The organism is Sphingobium sp. VMM, assembly GCF_056790315.1.
Window position 1 is genome coordinate 19,403 of sequence record NZ_JBXGSI010000014.1, and the last position, 18,301, is coordinate 37,703.

General features: G+C 66.3%; 19 protein-coding genes. 13 read left to right on the forward strand and 6 right to left on the reverse strand.

Annotated elements, in window-relative coordinates; genetic code table 11:
* Window positions 1-31 precede the first annotated feature (31 nt).
* The 8 genes from ACUCV3_RS17620 to cobU are packed head-to-tail and all read left to right on the forward strand — an operon-like array spanning window position 32 to window position 7,115.
* Entirely contained in the window at window positions 32-1,987 is a 1,956-nt protein-coding gene (locus tag ACUCV3_RS17620; protein ID WP_279729483.1) for a TonB-dependent receptor plug domain-containing protein, read from the forward strand.
* Window positions 1,987-2,394: a DUF1636 domain-containing protein gene (locus ACUCV3_RS17625; protein WP_279729482.1), complete on the forward strand. Its 408-nt coding sequence runs from the start codon at window positions 1,987-1,989 to the stop codon at window positions 2,392-2,394. The genes ACUCV3_RS17620 and ACUCV3_RS17625 overlap by 1 nt, the downstream gene beginning before the upstream one ends.
* A complete protein-coding gene (gene cobT / locus ACUCV3_RS17630; RefSeq protein WP_279729481.1) occupies window positions 2,391-3,404 on the forward strand; it encodes a nicotinate-nucleotide--dimethylbenzimidazole phosphoribosyltransferase in 1,014 nt (337 codons plus the stop codon). Before ACUCV3_RS17625 ends, cobT begins: the two co-directional genes overlap by 4 nt.
* Window positions 3,401-3,970 (forward strand): histidine phosphatase family protein, encoded by a 570-nt coding sequence (locus tag ACUCV3_RS17635; RefSeq protein ID WP_004209730.1) that lies wholly within the window; start codon window positions 3,401-3,403, stop codon window positions 3,968-3,970. The genes cobT and ACUCV3_RS17635 overlap by 4 nt, the downstream gene beginning before the upstream one ends.
* A complete protein-coding gene (locus ACUCV3_RS17640) occupies window positions 3,967-4,686 on the forward strand; it encodes an adenosylcobinamide-GDP ribazoletransferase (RefSeq protein WP_279729480.1) in 720 nt (239 codons plus the stop codon). Before ACUCV3_RS17635 ends, ACUCV3_RS17640 begins: the two co-directional genes overlap by 4 nt.
* Entirely contained in the window at window positions 4,683-5,666 is a 984-nt protein-coding gene (gene cobD, locus ACUCV3_RS17645) for a threonine-phosphate decarboxylase CobD (RefSeq protein WP_279729479.1), read from the forward strand. The genes ACUCV3_RS17640 and cobD overlap by 4 nt, the downstream gene beginning before the upstream one ends.
* Entirely contained in the window at window positions 5,659-6,612 is a 954-nt protein-coding gene (cbiB, locus tag ACUCV3_RS17650) for an adenosylcobinamide-phosphate synthase CbiB (RefSeq protein WP_482240937.1), read from the forward strand. Before cobD ends, cbiB begins: the two co-directional genes overlap by 8 nt.
* Window positions 6,609-7,115 carry a bifunctional adenosylcobinamide kinase/adenosylcobinamide-phosphate guanylyltransferase gene (gene cobU / locus ACUCV3_RS17655; RefSeq protein WP_279729477.1) on the forward strand — a complete coding sequence of 169 codons (507 nt, stop codon included), beginning with the start codon at window positions 6,609-6,611 and terminating at the stop codon, window positions 7,113-7,115. The genes cbiB and cobU overlap by 4 nt, the downstream gene beginning before the upstream one ends.
* 28 nt (window positions 7,116-7,143) lie before the next feature.
* Here cobU and dapD read toward each other — a convergent pair whose 3' ends face one another.
* From dapD to ACUCV3_RS17675, 4 genes are all read right to left on the reverse strand, one after another.
* Window positions 7,144-7,983 (reverse strand): 2,3,4,5-tetrahydropyridine-2,6-dicarboxylate N-succinyltransferase, encoded by an 840-nt coding sequence (gene dapD, locus ACUCV3_RS17660; protein ID WP_279729476.1) that lies wholly within the window; start codon window positions 7,981-7,983, stop codon window positions 7,144-7,146.
* The gene (locus ACUCV3_RS17665) at window positions 7,980-8,651 is read right to left on the reverse strand and encodes a pyrimidine 5'-nucleotidase (protein WP_279729474.1); all 672 of its coding nucleotides are present in this window, start codon (window positions 8,649-8,651) and stop codon (window positions 7,980-7,982) included. The genes dapD and ACUCV3_RS17665 overlap by 4 nt, the downstream gene beginning before the upstream one ends.
* A 64-nt stretch (window positions 8,652-8,715) precedes the next feature.
* Window positions 8,716-9,594, reverse strand: coding sequence for an LOG family protein (locus tag ACUCV3_RS17670; RefSeq protein WP_279729472.1), 879 nt, complete (start codon window positions 9,592-9,594; stop codon window positions 8,716-8,718).
* A gap of 112 nt (window positions 9,595-9,706) precedes the next feature.
* Window positions 9,707-10,405 carry an extensin family protein gene (locus ACUCV3_RS17675; RefSeq protein ID WP_099232833.1) on the reverse strand — a complete coding sequence of 233 codons (699 nt, stop codon included), beginning with the start codon at window positions 10,403-10,405 and terminating at the stop codon, window positions 9,707-9,709.
* Between the two features lie 160 nt (window positions 10,406-10,565).
* Here ACUCV3_RS17675 and ACUCV3_RS17680 point away from each other — a divergent pair, with 160 nt between their 5' ends.
* The 3 genes from ACUCV3_RS17680 (at window position 10,566) to ACUCV3_RS17690 (ending at window position 14,738) form a co-directional block, all read left to right on the forward strand.
* Entirely contained in the window at window positions 10,566-11,726 is a 1,161-nt protein-coding gene (locus ACUCV3_RS17680; RefSeq protein WP_279729470.1) for a phosphoserine transaminase, read from the forward strand.
* A 123-nt stretch (window positions 11,727-11,849) separates the two neighbouring features.
* The gene (gene serA / locus ACUCV3_RS17685; RefSeq protein ID WP_279729468.1) at window positions 11,850-13,430 is read left to right on the forward strand and encodes a phosphoglycerate dehydrogenase; all 1,581 of its coding nucleotides are present in this window, start codon (window positions 11,850-11,852) and stop codon (window positions 13,428-13,430) included.
* A gap of 177 nt (window positions 13,431-13,607) precedes the next feature.
* Entirely contained in the window at window positions 13,608-14,738 is a 1,131-nt protein-coding gene (locus ACUCV3_RS17690) for an ATP phosphoribosyltransferase regulatory subunit (protein ID WP_279729466.1), read from the forward strand.
* Here the strand turns inward: ACUCV3_RS17690 and ACUCV3_RS17695 are convergent.
* The gene (locus ACUCV3_RS17695; protein WP_482240938.1) at window positions 14,732-15,592 is read right to left on the reverse strand and encodes an alpha/beta fold hydrolase; all 861 of its coding nucleotides are present in this window, start codon (window positions 15,590-15,592) and stop codon (window positions 14,732-14,734) included. The genes ACUCV3_RS17690 and ACUCV3_RS17695 overlap by 7 nt on opposite strands.
* A 228-nt stretch (window positions 15,593-15,820) precedes the next feature.
* Between ACUCV3_RS17695 and ACUCV3_RS17700 the strand changes: the two genes are divergently transcribed.
* Window positions 15,821-17,110, forward strand: a complete 1,290-nt coding sequence (locus tag ACUCV3_RS17700) for an adenylosuccinate synthase (protein ID WP_004209746.1) — start codon at window positions 15,821-15,823, stop codon at window positions 17,108-17,110.
* Window positions 17,111-17,115: 5 nt separating this feature from the next.
* On the forward strand, window positions 17,116-17,298 hold the full coding sequence (locus ACUCV3_RS17705) for a hypothetical protein (protein WP_004209747.1): 183 nt from the start codon (window positions 17,116-17,118) through the stop codon (window positions 17,296-17,298).
* Window positions 17,299-17,335: 37 nt separating this feature from the next.
* On the opposite strand, the gene ACUCV3_RS17710 is transcribed toward ACUCV3_RS17705, so the two are convergent.
* On the reverse strand, window positions 17,336-18,265 hold the full coding sequence (locus tag ACUCV3_RS17710; protein WP_048936435.1) for a family 43 glycosylhydrolase: 930 nt from the start codon (window positions 18,263-18,265) through the stop codon (window positions 17,336-17,338).
* Window positions 18,266-18,301 lie beyond the last annotated feature (36 nt).

Genomic DNA, 18,301 nt, shown 5'->3' on the forward strand with positions numbered 1-18,301 from the left:
CTGGGATGCGGTCCCTCGTCCGGGGGCTTATGTGTTCAAATATCTGACTTTCTGTTCTTTCCTTCTCTCCACCACCGCTTTCGCCGAAGAGGCGCAGCAGGCACCATCGCCCGATGCCGCCGCCGATGCCGGGGCATCCTCGATCCTCGTCACGGCGACCCGCCTCGCCACGCCGGTGGATCAGGTGCCGGCCTCCGTCACCGTGCTCGACAAGGCAGCGATCGACCGGGCGCAGGATCTGGGGGTCACCGAATTGCTGCTGCGCACGCCGGGTGTCAGCATCTCGCGCAATGGCGGCTATGGCACGGCGACGTCGCTGCGTATCCGTGGCGCCGAGTCCGACCAGACCGTAGTGGTCATCGACGGGGTGAAGCTCAACGATCCGTCCTCGACCGGCGGCGGCTATAATTTCGCCAATCTGCTGGTCGGCGACGCCTCGCGCATAGAAGTGCTGCGCGGTCCCCAGTCGACCCTGTGGGGCAGTCAGGCAATCGGTGGCGTCGTCAATGTCGTCACCGCCATGCCCGAACAGCCGCTGGAGGGTAGCTTCGATATCGAGGCGGGGTCGCGCGACACGGTCAGCGCCCGCGCGGCATTGGGTGGGAAGACCGGCCCGGTCAGTTGGAGGATCGGCGGCCAGAGCTTCACCACCGACGGTATTTCCGCGATCAGCCCGGCCTTTGGCGGCAAGGAGAAGGACGGCTATACCAACCGCAGCGTCACCGGCCGGGTAGAGGTTGCGCTGGCGGACGGGATCAGCGCCGATCTGCGCGGCTATTATTCCGATGGTAAGGTCGATTTCGACGCCACCAGCGCGGACAGCCCCGCCTATGGCACCAATTGCGAATTTGTCGGCTATGCCGGCCTTAACGTCGCACTGCTCGACGGCCGCTTCCGCAACCGTTTCGGCTATGGCTATACCGACACCGATCGCGACAATTACGACCCGCGCAACCCGCGCAAGCAGACGTTCGACGCGGCGGGGCGCAACCAGCGGCTGGAATATCAGGGTAGCTTCGCGATCGCCGACGGCTGGACCGCGCTGTTCGGGGTGGAGAATGAGAATAGCCGCTTCCGCAGCGTGTCGCCTTCGGCGTCGCTTTCGGTGCCGATTTCCGATCCGGCTCGCGGCAAGGCGGAGATCACCAGCGTCTATGGCCAGCTCAATGCCCAGCCGATTACGGGCCTGACCCTGACCGGCGGGCTGCGCTATGACGATCATGATCGCTATGGCGGCCGCACCCTCTTTTCCGCCGGCGGCGTCTGGGCGCTGCCGACCGGGACGGTGCTGCGCGCCAGCTATGGCGAGGGGGTCAAGGCGCCGACCCTCTATCAGCTCTTTTCCGAATATGGGAACCAGGCGCTCGACCCCGAACGCGCCAATGGCTGGGAAGCGGGCGCGGAGCAGCGTTTCTTTGGCGAGAAACTGCGGCTGGGCGCGACCTGGTTCGACCGGACCACGACCGACCAGATCATCTATAACAGCTGTTCCTCCAGTTCGACCGATCCGCTCTGCTTCACGCCCGGCACCACCACCCGCCGCTATGGCTATTATCTCAATGTCGCGCGCGCCAAGGCGCATGGCATAGAGGCGCAGGCGGCGGTCGAGCCAGTCAAGGGGCTGACCATCGACGGCAATTATAGCTGGACTGTCGCGGAGGATCGTTCGGAAGGGACCGCGAACGAAGGCAATTGGCTGCCGCGCCGGCCGCGCAACAGCGCCAATGGTTCGATCAGCTATGCCTGGCCCTTCGGCCTCACCACCGGCGCGGCGGTGCGCTGGTCCGGCCACAGCTATGACAATGCGGCCAACACGACGCGGCTGGACGATTATACGCTGGTTGACCTGCGCGCCGAATATGCGCTCACCCCGGCGTTGCGCCTGTTCGCCCGCGTCGAAAATCTCTTCGACGAGAATTATATGACGGCCTATCGCTATGGCACGCTCGGCCGCAGCATCTATGCCGGCTTCCGGGGCCGCTTCTGATGCTCCGCCCCGTCGCGCCCGGCCCTGCCATCGTCGCCTGCAGCACCTGCCGCCATTCGGCCGAGGCGCGGGAGGATGGGGAGGGCGTGCGCGGCGGGGCACGGCTGACGGAGGCGCTGCGCACGGTGCAGGCCTCCGACCCGCGCTATGCCACCGTCGCGGTGCAGGACATGCCATGCCTGTTCGCCTGCCAGGATCATTGCACCGTCCATCTGCGCGCGCCGGGCAAGGTCGGCTACGTCATGGGGCGCTTTGCCCCGGATGCCGATGCGGCGCGCGCGATCCTCGATTACGCCATTGCCTATGCCGCCAGCGAGCATGGCCGCGTCGCCTTTCGCGAATGGCCCGAAGGCGTGAAGGGCCATTTCATCACCCGTACCCCGCCGGAAGGATTTGTCGTCGAATGAGCTTCGCCTCGATCACCGATTTCGAAAATGCCCTGGCCAATCTGCCGCCGGCCGAGGAACTGGCGAGCGCGGCGGCACGCGCGCGGCAGGCTGAGCTGACCAAGCCATTGGGTGCGCTCGGCCGGCTGGAGGATGTCGCGATCTTCATGGCAAGCTGGCAGGGGCGCGCGGTGCCGCGCCTGAAGCGGGCGCGTGCCGCGATCTTTGCCGGCAATCATGGCTTCACCGTCCATGGCGTCAGCGCCTATCCCGCCGCCGTGACCGCCCAGATGGTCGCCAATTTCGCCGCCGGCGGCGCGGCGATCAATGCGCTCGCCGGTGTCGCCGGGCTGGAACTGGCGGTGCGATCGATCGATCTGGACCGGCCGACGGCGGACTTCACCATCGCCCCGGCCATGACCGAGGAGGAGTGCCTGACCGCGCTGTCGATCGGCGCGGCGGCGGCCGAAGAGGATCTGGACCTGCTGGTCGTGGGCGAGATGGGGATCGGCAATTCGACCGCCGCCGCAGCCCTGAGCGCGCGCAGCTTTGGCGGTGCGGTGCGTGACTGGGTTGGTCCCGGCACGGGCGTCGATGGCGAGGGGATCGGGCGCAAGATCGCGACGATCGATCGCGCGCTCGCCTTCCATGCCGATGCGCCGGACAGCGCCTTTGAAACGCTGCGCCGGCTGGGCGGGCGCGAACTGGCGGCGATTGCCGGCGCGGTGCTGCGCGCCCGCCAGCTGGGCGTGCCGGTGCTGCTCGACGGTTTCATCAGTTGCGCCGCGATCGCGCCGCTGGTGGCGCAGGTGCCGGTCTTTGCCGATCATTGCCTGGCCGGCCATTGCTCGGCCGAGCCGGGCCATGCCCTGCTGTTGGAAAAAATGGGCCTTGAACCGCTGCTGCGCCTCGACATGCGATTGGGCGAAGGCAGCGGCGCGGCGGTGGCGGCCAATATCGTCCGCGCCGCCGTAGCCGCGCATAGCGGCATGGCGACCTTTGCCGAAGCGGCGGTGTCGACCGCGACATGATGGGCATGCCGCTCCATCTGCTGCGGCATGGCGCGCCCGAGACGCCCGGCCTGTTGCTGGGGCGGACCGACAGCGTGCCGACGCGCGCGGGCATCGATGCCTGCCTGGCGCAGGCGGAGGGGCTGGAGATCGAGATGATCGTGACGTCCGATCTGCAGCGCGCCCGGCAGGCGGCAACGGCGATCGGCGAGCGCGCCGGCTTGCCGGTATGGGTCGATCCGCGCTGGCGGGAGCTGGATTTCGGCATCTGGGATGGTCTGGCCCCGGCCGATGTCGATCCCGAGGCGCTCGCCCGTTTCTGGCAGGATCCCGATGGCTTCGCGCCGCCGGGCAGCGAGGGATGGACGGCATTGCTGGGGCGGATCGCCGATGCGGTCGAGGATCTGCCGCGCGTGCCCACATTGGTGCTGACCCATGGCGGGGCGATGCGCGCGGCGCTGGCCCATTTGTGCGGGTTCAGCGTGCAGCAGAGCTGGAGCTTCGGCTTGCCCTATGCCGCCTTGCTGTCGCTGGAGCGCTGGACCGGGGAGCCGCCACTCGCCCGCATCACGGGCCTGCGCCCATGAAGGGGCTGGTCCTTGCCATCCAGTTTCTGACCCGCCTGCCGATGCCGAAGGTGACAGCGAACGAGACAGACTTCGCACGGTCCATTCGATGGTTTCCGGCCGTTGGCGCGATTGTCGGTCTATCTGTCATGTTCGCTGTCAATCTTGCTGTTCGTATCGATCCCTGGATCGGGGCGCTGGCCGGGCTGCTCTGCTGGGTCGGCGTGACCGGGGCGCTGCATCTCGACGGCTTGGGTGACATCGCCGACGCCTGCGGCGCGGTACATAAGGGGCGCGACCGGCTGCTGGCGGTGCTGGCCGACCCGCATGTCGGCAGTTTCGGCGTGGTGGCGATCGGCCTGCAACTGATCGCCAAGCTGCTGCTGCTCCATGCGCTGGTCGAACGGGGCATGATGCTGCCGCTGCTGCTCATTCCCTTTGCCGCGCGGATCGGGCCGCTGCTGTGGGCGCGCAAGCTGCCGCCCCTGCATGCCGGGCTGGGTGCGCGTTTTGCCGATGCCGTCAAAACGATCCACATCGCCCTGTGGATAAGTCTGTTGATAATCGTATCCTGGTGGCTGCCGGCCCTGCTCGCAGCGCCGCTGCTGATGCTACTTTGGGGGCTTTGGCTGAAGCGCAGGCTGGGTGGCATTTCCGGCGATGGCCATGGCGCGGGTATCGAACTGGTTGAAAGCGGGCTGCTTTTCGTCGTTCTGATCGCGGGCGGCACTACATGACGACGCGCTGGACATGGCATGGCGGTGGTGTCGCGGCGGCGAGCGCGCATTTTGGCGGCGCGCCCGCAAGCTGGCTCGACTTATCCACAGGCATCAATCCCCATGCCTGGCCCGGCGCTGCCGAGCAGGCGATCGACTGGCGCGCCTTGCCCGACGAGCAGGGGCTGCGCGCGCTCGAACAGGCGGCGGCCGACCATTTTGGCGTCGCGGCCGATCATGTCTGCGCACTGCCGGGGACGGAGGTTGGCCTGCGCCTCGTTGGCGCATTGCTTGACGGTTCGGTCCGCCATGCCAGCCCGGCCTATCGCACCCATGGCGCGATGGTGTCCGGCGCCGCGCCGGTCGATCTCGACCGTCTGGACGAGGCCGACGGGCAGACGCTGATCCTTGCCAATCCCAATAATCCCGACGGGCGCATCCATGGCGTGGCCGATCTGCTCGCCCTGCTCGACCGACGCGGGCCGGATGGCTGGCTGGTGGTGGATGAGGCCTTTGCCGATGGCCATCCGGGCATCAGCCTGGCGCCCTTCGTGGCCGACGATCGCCGCCTCATGCTGTTGCGATCCTTCGGCAAGTTTTTCGGTCTGGCCGGCCTGCGGCTCGGCTTTCTGGTGGCGCCGCGTGCAATCATTGCGCGGGTGCGGGACAGGCTGGGTGCCTGGCCGGTGTCGGCCGCCGCCATTGCCATCGGCACGGCCGCCTATCGCGATAGAGCTTGGATAGAAGCGATGCGCGACCAGCTCCAGCGGGAGGCGCAGGCGCTCGACGCGCTGCTGTTGCGCTGCGGTTATCAGCCGATCGGCCAAAGCCCGCTCTTTCGCCTGATCGAAACGCCCCATGCCATGGCCCTGTTCGAGCGGCTGGCAGGGCAGGCGATCCTGACCCGGCCGTTCGAGGCCCAGCCGCACTGGCTGCGCATCGGCCTGCCGGCAGACGCGATGGGCCTGGCCCGACTGGAACGGGCGCTGCGCCATGGCTGATCCGGTTGCGTTGCTGGCGCTCGCGCTGGATGCGGTGGTCGGCTGGCCGGCGGCGCTCTATCGCCGGGTCGGCCATCCGGTCGGCGGCTTTGCGCGGCTCATCGATCATTGTGCCGCGCGCTGGAATGATCCGGCGCGTAGCGCTCTCGCCCGGAAAATGGGCGGAATGGCGACGGTGTTGCATTTGCTGTCGGTGGCGGGCGGTGGCGGATGGCTGGTCCAATATCTGCTCCGCCTCTGGTTGCCGCAGCCGTGGAGCTGGATGCTGATCGGCCTGCTGGCCTATCCGGCGCTGGCGCTGCGCAGCCTCTATAGCCATGTCCGCGCGGTCCATCGCGCGCTGGCGGCCGATGATCTGTCGGCGGCGCGGGAGGCGGTTGGCATGATTGTCGGCCGCGATACGCAATCGCTCGATGAAAGCGGCGTGACCCGCGCCGCGATCGAGAGCCTGGCGGAAAGCTTCTGCGACGGTGTCGTCGCGCCCTTCTTCTGGCTGCTGCTGCTGGGGCTGCCGGGCGTCTGGGCCTATAAGGCGGTGAACACGGCCGACAGCATGATCGGCCATCGCGAAGCCCCCTGGGGGCCGTTCGGCTGGGCGGCGGCGCGCACCGATGACCTGATGAACCTGATCCCGGCGCGGCTGGCCGGCTGCCTGCTCTGTCTGGCCGGGGGGGGCGGCTGGCGGGTGATGTGGCGCGACGCGCGCAATCATGCCTCGCCCAATGCCGGCTGGCCCGAAGCAGCGATAGCGGGCGCGCTCGACCTGCGGCTGGCCGGGCCGATCCGCTATGATGGCGTGCGCCATGACAAGCCCTGGATCGGCAGCGGGCGAAGCGAGGCCGATCCGCTCGACCTACGCTGGGCGCTGGCCATCTATGTTCAGGCCTGCCTGCTGCTCTGGCTGGTGGCCGGGTTGCAGGCGCTGTTTGCTGGAGACATGATATGACAAGCAGCCTGCTAGTGCTGGGCGGCGCGCGATCGGGCAAGAGCCGCCATGCCCAGGCAGCGGCGGAAGCGCTGCCCGGCGCGCACGTCTTCATCGCCACGGCCGAGATTTGGGACGCGGAAATGGCCGACCGGATCGCCCGGCACCGGGCCGATCGCGGGCCGGAATGGGAAACAGTGGAGGCGCCGATCGACCTGCCGGGCGCGATCGCGGCGGCGCGGGGCAAGACCGTGCTGGTCGACTGCCTGACCTTGTGGGCCAGCAACCTGCTGCTGGCGGATCGGGATGAGGAGGCGGCGGCCGACGCGCTCTGTGCCGCGATCCTGGCCCATGACGGGGCGATCATCCTAGTCGCCAATGAAGTGGGGCTGGGTATCGTGCCCGACAATGCGCTGGCGCGGCGCTTTCGCGATCTGGCCGGCACGTTGAACCAGCGGGTCGCGGCGGTGGCGGATCAAGTTGTGTTTGTTGCGGCGGGCCTGCCGCTCGCGCTCAAGGGGTGAAGGGGCGGCGGACCGCCCCCTCGCTTGATTAGTCGCGCAGCAGTTCGTTGATGCCGGTCTTCGACCGGGTCTGCGCATCGACGCGCTTGACGATCACAGCGCAATAGAGGCTGGGGCCGGGCGTGCCGTCGGGCAGCGGCTTGCCGGGCAACGAGCCGGGGACGACGACCGAATAAGGCGGCACTTCGCCCATGAAGACTTCGCCGGTGGCGCGGTCGATGATCTTGGTCGACTGGCCGATGAACACGCCCATGGACAGCACAGACCCCTTACCGATGCGCACGCCTTCGACCACTTCCGACCGGGCGCCGATGAAGCAGTCATCCTCGATGATGACCGGATCAGCCTGCAGCGGTTCCAGCACGCCGCCAATGCCGACGCCGCCCGACAGATGGACATTCTTGCCGATCTGGGCGCAGCTGCCGACCGTTACCCAGGTGTCGACCATCGTGCCTTCATCGACGAAGGCGCCGATGTTGACGAAGCTGGGCATCAGGATGACATTCTTGGCGATATGGCTGCCGGCGCGGGCGAAGCTGCCCGGCACGGCGCGGAATCCGGCGGCGCGGAAGGCGGCCTCGTCCCAGCCGGCGAACTTGCTGGGCACCTTGTCCCACCAGTGGCCGGCACCCGGACCATTGTCGATCATGACATTGTCGTTGAGGCGGAAGGAAAGCAGCACGGCCTTCTTCGCCCACTGATTGACCTGCCAGCCGGCTTGCGTCGGTTCTGCGACGCGCAGTTCGCCCTTGTCGAGCAGGGCCAGCGCCTTGTCGACCGCCTGGCGGACGTCGCCCTGGGTCGACAGGTTGATATTGGCCCGGTCCTCCCAGGCGGCGTCGATGATCGCGATCAGGTCTTGGCTCATGGTCTTTCCCCAAAAATATCCGCCAGGAACGGCGTCAGATGGTCGGTTTCATAATCGATGAAATCGGGATGATGGTCGTGATTGCCCGCTTCCGACCCGTTATTGACCCAGATGGTGGTCATGCCGATTGCCTTGGCAGGCTTCAGATTGCGCGCCATGTCCTCGAAAAAGGCGGCGCGGGTCGGGTCGATGGCGTGGACGCTGCACAGTTCGGCATAGCCCGACGGATCGGGCTTGGGCACATAGCGGCAGGCGTGGATGTCGTGGATCAGCTCGAACGCGCCGGCGAGGCCCAGCCGGTCGAGCACGCGGCCCGCATAGGTGGCATCACCATTGGTGAAGATCAGGCGGCGGCCAGGCAGGGCGGCGATATGGGCGTTGAGGTCGGCATCGACCGCCAGCCGCTCCATCGAGATGTCATGGACATAGTCGAGAAATTCGCGCGGCTCGATGCCATGATGGTGCATCAGTCCCGACAGGGTCGTGCCATGCTCCATGAAATAGCGTTTCTGGACGATCCGCGCCTCGGCCGGGTCGCAGCCCAGCAGGCCCTGGATATATTCGCCCATCTTCACGTCGATCAGCGCGAACAGGTCCGCCTTCGCCGGATAGAGCGTATTGTCCAGATCGAAGATCCAGGTGTCGACATGGGCCAGGTCCGCGCGCATAGCCGGGCCCTAATCCCCGCCGGGGATTAGGGCAAGGGCGCAAAGGCCCCATGGATCGGCCGCATCAGCCGCAGCCGGGCGCTTCGCTGTCGTGATAGAAGTCCTGCACCGCGGCCCAGGCATCCTCGGCCGTCTCGACCCAGGTCAGCAGGTTGAGGTCATTGTGCGAAATCACACCCTCGTCGGCCAGCGCCTCGAAATCGACGACCTTGTTCCAGAAATCCTTGCCGAACAGCAGGATCGGGATCGGCTTCATCTTGCCGGTCTGAATGAGGGTCAGCAGCTCGAACATCTCGTCGAACGTGCCGAAGCCGCCGGGGAAGACCGCGAGCGCGCGGGCGCGCAGCAGGAAATGCATCTTGCGCAGCGCGAAATAATGGAACTGGAAGCTCAGTTCCGGCGTGACGAACAGATTGGGCGCCTGTTCATGCGGCAGCACGATGTTCATGCCGATCGTGGTCTGGCCGACATCGACCGCGCCGCGATTGGCCGCTTCCATGATCGAGGGGCCGCCGCCCGAGCAGACGACGAAGTGGCGGCAGCCGGCGGCATTCACCGGATATTGCGCCGCGATCCGCGCCAGCTCGCGCGCTTCCTCATAATAGCGGGCCTTCTTGCCCAGATTTTCGGCAATCTTCTTCTGTTCGGGCGTGGTGGCCGCGTCGATCCGCGCCTGGACCTGGTCGGGTTCGGGAATGCGGGCGGAGCCGTAGAAGACGAAGGTGGATTCGATCCGCGCCTCGTCCATCAGCAGCTGGGGCTTCAGCAATTCAAGCTGGAAGCGCACCGGCCGCAGATCCTCGCGCAGCAGGAACTCATTGTCCTGGAAGGCGAGCTTGTAGGCGGCGCTGCTGGTCTGGGGGGTTTCGATCGCCTTCTTGGCGTCGTCCGCTTCCTGGCGTGCGGGGCGGAATTTGCGTTCTTCGATTTCTTTCTTGGTCATTCCCAACAAGCTAGGCGCGGCAGGTGACAATGCCAAGACCGTTCAGCGGCAAAATCCGCCAAGTTGGCTATTTCCGCTTAACGGCAGAAGCCGCCGCGTTTGTGATTACCGCTTAACGGCAAAAGCCGCCGCGGCCGCCCATGTCGAAATGGAAATGGTCATGATGGGCGGCGTTATAGTCAGGCGACAGCACCGTGTTGAACCGCTTGCAGGCGCTGGCATGGACCACTTCCAGGAACTGGCGGGTGCGCTTGTCACCATTCCAGTCCTTCTCGACGCTGATCCGCCGCCCGTCGCTCAGGACGAAGGCGGACACGTCGATCGCATTGCTGTGGGCATGTTCGCTAAGCTTGCCGCTGCCCGCGATCGGCCGGCAATTATAGGTGCCGAATGTCTCGATCTTCTCGATCTCCGCGCCCAGGATCAGCCGGGCGGCAGGCTGCACGGCATAGCGCGACCAGGCGGCGAAATTGGCGGCAAGGTTGCAGGTCATGGCCCCCAGGCCCGAGGTCGGCACGCCGATGTCGAGCAGTTTGACGCTGCCGATCGCACTGCATCCGCCGCCGAAATTCTGATCGGGCAGGGGGGTGAAGGCGACCGACTGGGATTGCAGCTTGGCGAAACATTGCCGGGTTTCGAGCGGCGGCGGCGCGGGCGGGGTGGTCGGGCGCGCGCTCTTCACCGGCTTGGATGCACGCGCGACTCGACCCTTGGGCACCAGGTCGCCGCTGCAGGCGGCCAGCATGCTCGCCATCGTCGCGGCCAGGGCCGCGCTGCGCCATACCGAATTTTTCGTCGCCCGCTCTACCATCAATCCCGCATTTACCACGGCTTTCCGGGCTGATGGGTTAACGGCGCTGTCATTTCGTCGCATTTTGCTGCGGCTTGACTCTTTTTCCGAAATCTTTAGGGCGGCCGACGGGCCACGCGGTCCCAACGCCGCGCGTGCTCTCTGTAAGGAGACGCATTACATGACTGATCTGACTGCCGTTGACGCCACCATTGCGCCTGCCGCAAAGCCCGCAACCCGTCCGGCTCGCCCCTTTTTCTCTTCCGGTCCCTGCGCCAAGCCTCCGGGCTGGGATGCCGCCAAGTTGGCTACCGAGTCGCTCGGCCGTTCGCACCGCGCCAAGATCGGCAAGACCCGCCTCGCCTACAGCATCGACCTGATGCGCGAGCTGCTGAACCTGCCCGACACCCACCGCATCGGCATCGTGCCGGGTAGCGACACCGGCGCCTTCGAAATGGCGATGTGGACGATGCTGGGCGCCCGCCCGGTGACGACGCTGGCCTGGGAAAGCTTCGGCGAAGGCTGGGTGACGGACGCCGCCAAGCAGCTGAAGCTCGATCCCACCGTGATCCGCGCCGACTATGGCCAGTTGCCCGACCTTTCCACCGTCGACTTCTCGAACGATGTGCTCTTCACCTGGAACGGCACCACATCGGGCGTGCGCGTGCCGAACGCCGACTGGATCCCGGCCGATCGTGAAGGCCTGACCTTCGCCGACGCCACCAGCGCGGTCTTCGCCTATGAGATCGACTGGACCAAGATCGACGTCGCCACCTTCTCCTGGCAGAAGGTGCTGGGCGGCGAGGGCGGCCATGGCGTGCTGATCCTGGGCCCCCGCGCCGTCGAGCGCCTGGAAAACCACACGCCCGCTTGGCCGCTGCCCAAGGTGTTCCGCCTGATGGCGAAGGGCAAGCTCGCCGAAGGCGTGTTCAAGGGCGAAACCATCAACACCCCGTCGATGCTGGCTGTCGAGGACGCGATCTTCGCGCTCGAATGGGGCAAGTCGCTGGGCGGCCTCCAGGGCCTGATCGCGCGCAGCAACGCCAATGCGGCGGCGCTGGGCAAGATCGTCGCCGAACGCGACTGGCTCGGCCATCTCGCCGTCGACGAAGCCTCGCGCTCGACCACCAGCGTTTGCCTGACCGTCGAGGGCGCCGACGAAGCCTTCATCAAGGCCTTCGCTGGCCTGCTCGAAAAGGAAGGCGCCGCCTATGACGTGGCGGGCTATCGCGACGCCCCGGCCGGCCTGCGCATCTGGTGCGGCGCGACCGTCGAGACCGCCGATATCGAGGCGCTCGGCCCGTGGCTCGACTGGGCCTATGCCCAGACCAAGGCTGCTTAACCAACTCTCCCCATATTCCCGTCATCCCAGCGAAGGCTGGGATCTCGGGCCTCTAGGTTCAGCCTAGCCGCCTGAGATCCTGACCTTCGTCAGGATGACGAATTGCAAGAAAGGCAATTCGCCATGCCCAAGGTTCTCATTTCCGACAAGATGGACCCCCGCGCCGCCGCGATCTTCCGCGAGCGTGGTGTCGAGGTCGACGTCATCACCGGCCAGACGCCGGAAGAACTGGCCGCGATGATCGGCGCCTATGATGGCCTCGCCATCCGCAGCTCGACCAAGGTTACCAAGGCGATCCTCGACGCCGCGACCAACCTCAAGGTCATCGGTCGCGCCGGCATCGGCGTCGACAATGTCGATATCCCGGCTGCATCGGCCCAGGGCGTGATCGTGATGAACACGCCATTCGGCAACTCGATCACCACCGCCGAACATGCCATCGCGCTGATGTTCGCGCTGGCCCGCCAGATCCCCGAAGCCAATGCCCAGACCCAGCAGGGCCTGTGGCCCAAGAACGGCTTCATGGGCGTGGAAGTGACCGGCAAGACGCTGGGCCTGATCGGCGCCGGCAATATCGGTTCGATCGTCGCTGCCCGAGCGCTCGGCCTCAAGATGAAGGTCGTCGCCTTCGATCCGTTCCTGACGCCCGAGCGCGCCGTGGAAATGGGCGTGGAAAAGGCCGATCTCGACACGCTGCTGGCCAAGGCCGACTTCATCACGCTGCACACGCCGCTGACCGACCAGACCCGCAACATCCTGTCGAAGGAAAATTTGGCCAAGACCAAGAAGGGCGTGCGCATCGTCAACTGCGCCCGTGGCGGCCTGATCGACGAAGCGGCGCTGAAGGACGCGCTGGATTCGGGCCATGTCGCGGGTGCCGCGCTCGACGTGTTCCAGACCGAACCGGCCAAGGAATCGCCGCTGTTCGGCACGCCCAACTTCATCTGCACCCCGCATCTGGGCGCATCGACCGACGAAGCGCAGGTCAATGTCGCGCTGCAGGTGGCCGAACAGCTCAGCGACTATCTGCTCGACGGCGGCATCACCAATGCGCTGAATGTGCCGAGCCTGTCGGCCGAGGAAGCGCCCAAGCTCAAGCCCTATATGGCGCTGGCGGAAAAGCTGGGCAGCCTGATCGGCCAGCTGGAAGGCGATGCCATCACCGGCGTCGCGGTCGAGGTCGAGGGCCATGCCGCCGAGCTGAACCAGAAGCCGATCACCGCCGCGGTGCTGGCCGGCCTGATGCGCGTCTATTCGGACACGGTGAACATGGTCAACGCGCCCTTCCTGGCGAAGGAGCGTGGCCTGGACGTGCGTGAAGTGCGCCATGACCGCGAGGGCGACTATCAGACGCTGGTGCGCGTCACCGTTTCGACCGAAGCGGGCGACAAGTCGGTTGCCGGCACGCTGTTCGGCCACGCCCAGCCGCGCCTGGTCGAGCTGTTCGGCATCAAGGTCGAAGCCGATCTCGACGGCCACATGCTCTACATCGTCAACCAGGACGCGCCGGGCTTCATCGGCCGCCTGGGCTCGAAGCTGGGCGAGTCGGACGTCAATATCGGCACCTTCCATCTGGGTCGTCGCAATCAGGGCGGCGAAGCCGTGCTGCTGCTGTCGGTCGACGGCACCGTCACCGAACCGCTGCGCTGGGCGATCTGCAACCTCGCCGGCGTGAAGCAGGTGAAGCTGCTGCGCTTCGCCTAAGCTGACCTAAATATCTGCCGTTCGGTTCGAGCAGCCCTTCGACTGCCTGCAAGGCAGGCGCTCAGGACAGGCTTCGAGCTTGTCGAGAAGCGTCGTCGAGAACAGTTCTCGACAAGCTCGAACCGAACGGGGGTAGGGGATGGCCTAACCCCAAAATTCCGCTAAAGGGCCTGTCCCATGACCATGATCCCGCCCGGCCTTCTTCCTGAAGGACTTTCCGATCGCCTGCCGCCGCAGGCCGAAGCTTCCGCGCGCCTGGCGCGCCGCGTGCTCGATACGGTCGCGACCCATGGCTATGAGCGGGTCATGCCGCCGCTGGCGGAGTTCGAGGACACACTGACCCAGCGGCTCAAGTCGATGCGCGCGCAGGATCTGGTCCGTGCCGTCGACCCGGTGTCGCAGCGCACTTTGGCCTTCCGCCCCGACATGACCGCGCAGGTCGGTCGCATCGCCGCCACCCGCCTGCGCAGCGCGCCGCGTCCGTTGCGCCTGTCCTATGCCGGGCCGGTGATCCGCCAGAAGGCGAGCCAGCTGCGCCCCGAGCGCGAGAAGATGCAGCTGGGCGCCGAACTGATCGGCAGCGACAGCGCCGCCGCCGCGGTCGAGATCGTCAACATCGCGATCGAGGCGCTGACTGCCGCCGGCGTCACCGGCATCACCATCGATTTCACCTTGCCCGACCTGATCGACGCGCTGGCTGCTGGTCCGTTGCCGCTGGGGGCAGAGGAACTGGAAGCCGTGCGCGCCGAACTGGACGCCAAGGATGCCGGCGCGCTGGTGGCGATCAGCCCGGCCGCCGCCGCCTATCTGCCGCTGATCGAGGCGACTGGCCCGTTCCACGCCGCGATGGAACGGCTGGAGTCGTTCAGCGCCAGCCTGGGTGGCGCCATAGACAGCCGCATCGCGGGCCTGCGCGCGATCGCCAAGCCGATCGGCTGGGACATCACCCTGACCCTCGACCCGACCGAACGGCACGGTTTCGAATTCCAGAACTGGTTCGGCTTCTCCATCTTTGCCGAGGGCTTCATCGGTGAGATCGGCCGTGGCGGCAGCTATGCCATTGCTCGTGCTGGCGAAACGGATGAGCCCGCCATGGGCTTTTCGCTCTATCCCGATCCGCTGATCGACGCGGGCTTTGGCGACGAGCGGCCCAGGCGCCTGTTCCTGCCGGTCGGCCATGATGTCGTGCGCGCGGCTGCGTTGCGGGCCGAAGGCTGGCACACGGTTGCGGCCCTGGCTGACGGCGAAGATGGCGCGGCCCAGCGCTGTTCGCACTGGCTGGATGGCGGCGAGCCCCGCGCCTACTGACCGAACAGGCGACGCAGCCAGGCATCAACAATGCCGGTGCCGGCATAGTCGGCGTCGCCCATCTCGCGGTTGATCTGCATATGGCCGCGCAGGCCGCGTCCGGGTAGGGCATGAATCTCCACTGGCGTGCCGGCCTTGCGCAGCGCGGCGGCGAGCGCATTGGACTGGGCGGTGCCGTCGACCCGATCGACATGCAGCAGCAGGAAATCGGGGGCATTGGGCTTTGCCGCCTGCAAGGTGGGCGATAGCGCCTTCTGCCGCGCCGGATCGGTGCCGAACGCCTGTTCATAGGTTTTCGCCATGAATCGGCCGCCCTGCGCCATCTGGGTCGGTACATCATAGGCGGCGCCATCCAGCGCGATGATGCCACGCACGGCATCGGGCTTCAGCCCGGCCTTGGCGAAATAGCGCATGTCGGTGCCGACCAGCGCCACCAGATGCGCGCCGGCGCTGTGGCCCATCAGGATGATGCGGTTGGGATCGACCCCCAGCGTTACCGCCCGGCTGCGCAGATGGGCGATCGCATCGGCGACATCCTGCACTTGGCTCTCGACCGTGGCATCGGGCACCAGCCGGTAATTGATCGAGGCAAAGGCATAGCCAAGGCCGGTATAATGGGGCGCCTTGGCCGCGCCGGTGGCATTGTCCTTGCTGCCGCGCTTCCAGCCGCCGCCATGGACGAATATGACCAGCGGTGCCTTCGTGCCCTTGCCCGGCCAGAAGTCGATCGCCTGCAATGGATCATGGCCATAGGTCATGGCCTGCGGCGCGGCGGCGGCCGTCTGGCCCTGGGCGGCAAGCGGCGTGCCGGCGAGCAGGGAGAGAATCAGGATGGGAATCAGCCGTCTGCGCATATGTATCTTCCTTCGCTGCCCCTGCGCCGCCATGATCGCGAGGGCGCATCTTGCCGTAAAGTCGGCACCTGGTATCAAAGTGTAATGTGCCTCCAACCTTGACGCATCGGCCATGCCCGGCTAACGCGCGCCCCGCACAGGGCGTACCCCGCCCATCCTATTCCACCGGCATGCCGAGTCCCGTCGAAGGGCATGGCCGGTCCGCGCGGCGGGCGGAGGAGTGTATCCATGGCAAATGTTACCGTGATCGGCGCCCAGTGGGGTGACGAAGGCAAGGGCAAGATCGTCGACTGGCTGTCGGAGCGCGCCGATGTCGTCGCCCGTTTCCAGGGCGGCCATAATGCCGGCCACACGCTGGTCGTCGGCGAGAAGGTCTACAAGCTCTCTCTGCTCCCCTCGGGCATCGTGCGCGGCACGCTGTCGGTGATCGGCAATGGCGTGGTGCTGGACCCCTGGCATTTCCGTGACGAGGTCGCGAAGCTCAAGGGCCAGGGCGTGGAGATCACGCCGGAAAATTTGCAGATCGCCGAGACCTGCCCGTTGATCCTGCCCTTCCACCGCGACCTCGATGGCCTGCGCGAGGACGCGTCGGGCGCCGGCAAGATCGGCACCACCCGTCGCGGCATCGGCCCGGCTTATGAGGACAAGGTCGGCCGCCGCGCCATCCGCGTCTGCGACCTCGCCCATCTCGACGATCTCGACCTGCAGATCGACCGCCTGACCGCGCATCATGACGCGCTGCGCGCTGGTTTCGGTGAAGCGCCGATCGATCGCGCCCAGCTGATGGCCGACCTGACCGAGATCGCCGCCTTCATCCTGCCCTTCGTGAAGCCCGTCTGGCTGACGCTCAACAAGGCGAAGTCGGAAGGCAAGCGCATCCTGTTCGAAGGCGCGCAGGGCACGCTGCTCGATATCGACCATGGCACCTATCCCTTCGTCACCTCGTCCAACACGGTGGCGGGCACGGCGGCGAGCGGAACCGGCCTTGGCCCCAATGGCGCCGGCTTCGTGCTGGGTATCGTCAAGGCCTATACCACCCGCGTCGGCTCGGGCCCGTTCCCGACCGAGCAGGAAAATGACGTCGGCCAGCGTCTGGGCGAGCGGGGCCATGAGTTCGGCACCGTTACCGGCCGCAAGCGCCGCTGCGGCTGGTTCGATGCGGTGCTGGTGCGCCAGTCGGTCGCGGTTTCGGGCGTGACCGGCATTGCGCTGACCAAGCTGGACGTGCTCGATGGCTTTGAGGAACTGAAGATCTGCGTCGGCTATAAGATTGGCGACCAGAGCTTCGACTATCTGCCCGCCCATGCGCAGGACCAGGCCAAGGCCGAGCCGATCTACGAAAGCATTGCCGGCTGGAGCGAAACCACCGCGGGCGCGCGCAGCTGGGCGGAGCTTCCGGCACAGGCGATCAAATATATCCGCCGTATCGAGGAACTGATCGGCTGCCCGGTCACGCTCGTGTCGACCAGCCCGGAACGCGACGACACCATCCTCGTCCGCGATCCCTTCGCGGATTAAGGGGCATGGCCGGCGAACGCTTCGAGCGGCACAAGCAGCCCTGGACCCAGGATGAGGTCCAGAAGCTGCACACGCTCGCCAAGAAGGGCATGGCGCTGAAGGCGATCGCCAAGGCGCTGACCCGCAGCGAGGAATCGGTCAAGACCCGCGCCAAGCAGGACGGGTTGTCGATCGCCAAGCTGCGCTGAGAGATGAGAAGGCCGGGCGGAAACGTCCGGCCTTTCCTCATTCCGGGACGTGGCGCTGGACCGGCTGGATGGCCCCGTCCTTGGCATAGGTCAGCGGTGCGATGGTGATCGAGCGCCGGTGATCGCCGCCACCCGGCAACAGCTTGTCATGATAGAAGAGCCAGCTATTGCCGCCCCGCTCGACGATCGCCTGATGATTGGTCGAGATCGGCAGATAGTCGAGGATCACCCCGCCATAGGCGAAGGGGCCGAGCGGCGAGGCGGCGGTGCCATAGATGATCTGGCCGGGCCAGCCGGTCGAGAAGCTGAAATAATAGCGGCCCTTGTGGGCGTGGAGATAGGGTGCCTCGCCATATTTCTTCTTCGGATCGCTGGCCGGTAGTCCGGTGACGACGACATCCATGATCGGGCCGTCGACATGGATCATGTCGGGCTTCAGCCGCACAACCTTGGGCACGCGGGTGCCGAAATAGAGATAGGCCTGTCCGTCACTGTCGATGAAGACGGCGGGGTCGATCGGTTCGGCACCGGCATTGGCGTCGCGCGCCTTGTCGATCAACGCGTCGCCGCGCGCGTCGCGATAGGGGCCCTGGGGCTGGTCGGCCACGGCAACGCCGATCCGGTCACCACCGATCGGCGCGTAGAAATAATAGTGCCCGTTGCGCCGGGCGACTTCGGGGGCCCAGGCCTTTGCATCGGGGCGTGCCCATGTGAAGGTGGTGACGTCGAGAAAGGCGCCGTCATCCTGCCAGCTTTTCATGTCGACCGAGCTGTAGAGGCGCCAGCTTGTGCTGTCCCAGTAGCGGCCGGAATTGGAGGCGTCGTCGGTGGCATAGAGATACCAGCGATCGTCGAACCAGTGCGGCGAGGGATCGCCGGCAAAGCGGGGGCTGATCGGCTTGCCCGGCTCGACATCGCCATTGGCCATCAGCAGGCCCATGCAGGCCAGCAGCGCCATCCTCTTCATCCGCATCCTCCCATGTCGGTCATTGATGCGATGATG